Consider the following 3,607-nt stretch of genomic DNA (forward strand, 5'->3'; position numbering starts at 1 on the left):
AGGCGGTGCCTCCGTCGGGGTTGTTGCCGACCTCATACATACCGCGTCGCACGAGGGGCAGCTGCGCCTTTTCTTTCGGCGTGAAAAGCTCGGTAGGGGCAAATTCCACCGGCTTGCCGTCGATGCTTTTTAAAAAATGCGGCGTGATAGCCTTGCCTGCGGCGATCTGAGCGGTGTTTTTAGCCACCTGCATAGGGGTGACGAGCACGTCGCCTTGACCGATCGAAGCATTGACCGTCTCGCCCTGATACCACGCGCGCTTAAATTTCTGCATTTTCCATGCTTTATTAGGCATCGTGCCTACAAACTCATTGGGCAGATCGACGCCTGTTTTACTACCGAAACCCAGACGCTGCAGATACGCGGACATATAGTCGATCCCCACCAGCAGCGAGCCTTCGTAAAAATACACGTCGCAGCTGCCTTTAATCGCCTCTACTAGGCTTACGCGGCCGTGACCCCAGCTCTTCCAGCAGCGAAATTTTCGCCCTCCAAGCTCTATCGCGCCGCTGCAAAACACGCTCCAGTTCTCGTTGATCTTACCGCTGTTTAAAAAGCTCATCCCTACAGCCATCTTGATGACCGAGCCCGGCGGATAGAGGCCGTTTACGAGCTTATTCGTAAAAGGATGGCGCGGGTCTTTTATCAGCTCGTCCCACTGCGTCTGCGAAATTCCGCCTACGAAGGTGTTTAGATCGTACTCGGGAAAGCTGCCCGCCGCGATGATAGCGCCGTCGCGCAGATCTATCACGATCGCTACGCCGTCTTTATCTTTAAAAATTTCCTCGAGGTATTTTTGCAGCTCAAGATCGATGGTAAGCGAAATTTCGCTGCTGCTAGGCTCTTGCATCGAGATCTCCTCTACGACCTGATTTAGCGCCGTAACCTTCGTCTTGCGCTCGCCCTTGCTACCCTGCAAAAGCTCGTTATAATACCCCTCGACGCCGCTTCTGCCGTTGTATCCGGTAAGCGCGCTTAGGGGGTTGTTTTGGATATCTTTTTTATTGGCGCGGCCGACGTAGCCGATGATGTGCGAAGCAAGCGCGCCGTAAGGATAAAAGCGCTGTGAAGCGGGCGAAATTTTGATATTTTCGTGCAGGCTTAAGCTCGCGAAATGCTCTATCGTGGCGTTGTAGTCCAAAAACGGCACGACTTCGATAAAGTCTTGATTATAAGCGGAATTCGCGTCCTTGTAGCTCTTACTCATCGCGGTGACGTTGAGATCTTTGAAGTAGCGCGAGATATTATTTAGCTCGCTTTGCAGTGCGGCGTCTTTTAGATGCGGTGCGATGGATAGCGAAAAGCCGAGATTGTTTATCGCGAGCGGGCGGCCTTTGGCGTCTAAAATTTGACCGCGCACCGGCGGGATGTATTCGGTAGAGATGACGTTATTTTTGGCGACCTGCTCGTAGAATTCGTTTGATTTGATCGAAAGATAATAAATTCTCACCAAAAGCATGCTAAAAAATAGTATCACGAAAGCAAATACGAACTTCAGCCTCATACCAGCCGCCCCTTAAAAAAGAGCAGAGCAAGCAAAATTTCAATCACGATGTAATTTAAATACTCGCCGCTTAGTGGCAGATACTCGCTCTTTTTGATCGCCGAGATCGCATTGCTCACCACAAAGACCAAAACATAGCTAATCATCACGTAAAAGCAGATCAAAAAATTTCTAAATTTAATATATTTAAATGAGTTTTCATAGACCACGAAATAAAATATACAATACGCGATAGCCACGCTAAATAGGTTAAATCCGTGGATCTGTTCGGCGCAAAACAGATAAAAAATAGAGAAAAACCAGGTAAAGCCGAACTTTTTAAATTTCACGTCGTTTTCATATTTTTGCACCACCATCGCCGTGAAAAAAAATCCGATCAGCGGCGGCAAGCCTCTATACACCGCACTTAGAAGCAGGTAGAAAAGAACTCCCGCGCTAAAAAGCGTGTCCGCTATAACGTATAGATAAGTGCGATTTCGTTGCATACCGGAAACTTTTTGCATTTAATACAATCAGCCCAAATTTTTTGCGCGGGCAGCTCATCCTTTGGGATTTCGGTAAACCCCAGACGCTCGAAAAATTCCTTTTGATAGGTGAGCGTAAATACGCTTTTTAGCCCGTAAAATTTCGCTTCACCGAGCAGCTCGTTTACGATCGCCCTAGCAATGCCTCGCCTGCGAAACTGCGGAGTGACGATGAGCGAGCGCACCTCGGCAAGATCCGCGTTAAAAATTTTAAGCGAAGCAAAGCCCGCTAAAATTTCGGCTTCTTTTAGACACTGCGATTCGTGGGGCTGCGAACATTCGGTTTGAAAAACGCTCGCCTCTTGCAAATATTTGCTCCGTAAAATTTGCTCTTTGCCGGCTTGTGCACACCCCGCCCCGGATACGGCTTGCAGCGCGCTATTTTGCGGCACAGCTCGTTGCGGCGCAAAATTGCCCGCGGCATTTTCGGCGGAATTTTCAGAAGTAATTTCGGCAAAATTTTCGGCGGAGCTTTGGATTAAATTTAAATCCGAGCTGTGCGCTAAATTTAAATCGGAATTCTCTTTAGAATAAAAGCTCCTATCCGCCTTAGAATCGCAGCCGAACGCCAGCACGTATGAGCGGATATTAGCAGCGATCTCATCGCTTTCAAGCGGCAAGATCACGCCGTTTTGAACCTCCTCTTTTACGAGCTCCTGCATACGCGAAATGTCGCAAAGGCGCGCCTTTTTTAGCCGTATCATCTAAAATTTTCCCTAATCTTTGTGTGATCTTCGCGACGAATTTTATATACGCTAAATTTAATTATTTTGAAATTCTGCGCCGCAAAATTTAACGTATTTAAATTTAGAAATTTCATAATCCAAACGCCCCGCGCACGATGATCTCGCGCGCTTTTTGCAGCCCGCCGCCCTTTAGCGTAGAGACCAAAACAGCCTGCGGATCGTGCCTCAAAAGCTTTGCGCGCTCGCTTTGGTTGAGCTTGTCGGCTTTGGTGTAGAGCCTCACGACCTTTTGATCGCCGCGCAGAAAACTAGCGAGATAGTTTTGCAAATTTTTATCTATCGTAAGATCAAACTGCCTCGCGTCGATGAGATGGACGAAAAGCTTGATATTTAGGCGCTCTTTGATAAATTCGTCGAGATTTTTTTGCCAGATATAATGCAGTTTTTTAGAAACCTTAGCGTATCCAAACCCCGGCAGATCCACGAAGATCAAAGAGATATTTTCACCCAAGCTCGCAAGATCCGAAAAGGCGGGGTTGCCCGCTAAGCTTAGCGCGGATCTGCCTATAAAATTTAATTCGGAGCTTTGCGCGGAATTCGGCGCGAAACCCGCCGCAAGATCTGTCTCGCGATCCGATCTAAAATCCGCCGAGGCGCTTTTTAAATTTAAAACGGATTCCTGTTTGGAATTTTGCTCAAACGCCGCAGCGTCCGCGTGATCTTGCGCGCAATTTGCAGCCGAGCTTAAAGCCTCTTTGCTTGCTAGATCGAGCGACGTTTCATTTTGCGAGCCGTCCGAGTCTGCGGCAAGCTTTTGTTTAAATTTAACCTCGAAGAAATTTATCAGCTGCGTTTTACCCGGCGTCGAGCTTGATTTGGCTAGATTTTTACGC

General features: G+C 47.9%; 3 protein-coding genes and 2 pseudogenes. All 5 read right to left on the reverse strand.

The genetic code is table 11. From position 1 onward, the window contains the following. The coding region (gene mrdA / locus Q0605_RS05920; protein ID WP_298705089.1) for a penicillin-binding protein 2 at positions 1-1,504 on the reverse strand (1,504 nt) is incomplete at its 3' end. Next, on the reverse strand, positions 1,501-1,989 hold the full coding sequence (locus Q0605_RS05925; RefSeq protein ID WP_177389110.1) for a hypothetical protein: 489 nt from the start codon (positions 1,987-1,989) through the stop codon (positions 1,501-1,503). The genes Q0605_RS05925 and mrdA, both read right to left, overlap by 4 nt. Continuing rightward, positions 1,956-2,732 carry a GNAT family N-acetyltransferase gene (locus Q0605_RS05930; RefSeq protein WP_363317211.1) on the reverse strand — a complete coding sequence of 259 codons (777 nt, stop codon included), beginning with the start codon at positions 2,730-2,732 and terminating at the stop codon, positions 1,956-1,958. Before Q0605_RS05930 ends, Q0605_RS05925 begins: the two co-directional genes overlap by 34 nt. A gap of 112 nt (positions 2,733-2,844) precedes the next feature. After that, positions 2,845-3,207: pseudogene (locus Q0605_RS11415) on the reverse strand (YihA family ribosome biogenesis GTP-binding protein); the annotation flags it as partial. Positions 3,208-3,540: 333 nt separating this feature from the next. Continuing rightward, positions 3,541-3,607, reverse strand: a pseudogene (locus Q0605_RS05945) (YihA family ribosome biogenesis GTP-binding protein); the annotation flags it as partial.

Source organism: uncultured Campylobacter sp., assembly GCF_938017705.1.
Lineage (GTDB): Bacteria > Campylobacterota > Campylobacteria > Campylobacterales > Campylobacteraceae > Campylobacter_B.

Coding starts and splice junctions, on each gene's coding strand:
- Q0605_RS05925 (WP_177389110.1), bottom strand. CDS start 1,989: ATGCAACGAAATCGCACTTATCTATACGTTATAGCGGACACGCTTTTT.
- Q0605_RS05930 (WP_363317211.1), bottom strand. CDS start 2,732: ATGATACGGCTAAAAAAGGCGCGCCTTTGCGACATTTCGCGTATGCAG.